Annotated in this window: 1 protein-coding gene; it reads right to left on the minus strand. The window is 62.5% G+C overall.

The window, feature by feature from the left end; genetic code table 11:
- Position 1: 1 nt before the first annotated feature.
- Positions 2–1,180: elongation factor Tu (tuf, locus tag WS68_RS23750; RefSeq protein WP_231753101.1), on the minus strand; the 1,179-nt coding region annotated here is incomplete at its 5' end.

The raw sequence follows: 1,180 nt of genomic DNA on the forward strand, positions 1-1,180 counted from the left end.
CTTACTCGATGATCTTGGCGACGACGCCTGCGCCGACGGTACGGCCGCCTTCACGGATAGCGAAGCGCAGACCTTCTTCCATCGCGATCGGCGCGATCAGCTTCACCGTGATCGACACGTTGTCGCCCGGCATCACCATTTCCTTGTCCTTCGGCAGCTCGATCGAGCCCGTCACGTCCGTCGTGCGGAAGTAGAACTGCGGACGGTAGTTGTTGAAGAACGGCGTGTGACGGCCGCCTTCATCCTTGCTCAGCACGTACACTTCCGCCGTGAAGTGCGTGTGCGGCGTGATCGAACCCGGCTTGGCCAGAACCTGGCCGCGCTCCACGTCTTCACGCTTCGTGCCGCGCAGCAGGATACCAACGTTGTCGCCGGCCTGACCCTGGTCCAGCAGCTTGCGGAACATTTCCACGCCCGTGCAGGTCGTCTTCACCGTCGGCTTGATACCGACGATTTCGATTTCCTCGCCGACCTTGATCACGCCACGCTCGACACGGCCCGTCACCACCGTACCGCGACCCGAGATCGAGAACACGTCTTCCACCGGCATCAGGAACGTACCGTCCACCGCGCGCTCCGGCGTCGGGATGTATGTGTCCAGCGCGTCGGCCAGGTTCATGATCGCCGTTTCGCCCAGCTCGCCCTTGTCGCCTTCCAGCGCCAGCTTCGCCGAACCCTTGATGATCGGCGTGTCGTCGCCCGGGAAGTCGTACTTCGACAGCAGCTCGCGCACTTCCATTTCGACCAGCTCGAGCAGCTCGGCGTCGTCGACCATGTCGCACTTGTTCAGGAACACGATGATGTACGGCACGCCAACCTGACGCGCCAGCAGAATGTGCTCACGCGTTTGCGGCATCGGGCCGTCCGCAGCCGAGCACACCAGGATCGCGCCGTCCATCTGCGCGGCGCCCGTGATCATGTTCTTCACGTAGTCGGCGTGGCCCGGGCAGTCAACGTGCGCGTAGTGGCGGTTTGCCGTTTCGTACTCGATGTGCGCCGTGTTGATCGTGATACCACGCGCCTTTTCTTCCGGTGCCGCGTCGATTTCGTCGTACTTCTTCGCTTCGCCGCCAAACTTCGACGACAGAACCGTCGCGATCGCCGCCGTCAGCGTCGTCTTGCCGTGGTCAACGTGACCAATCGTTCCTACGTTCACGTGCGGCTTGGTCCGCTCGAATGA

Source organism: Burkholderia sp. TSV86 (assembly GCF_001522865.1).
In the GTDB taxonomy this organism is placed as follows: domain Bacteria; phylum Pseudomonadota; class Gammaproteobacteria; order Burkholderiales; family Burkholderiaceae; genus Burkholderia.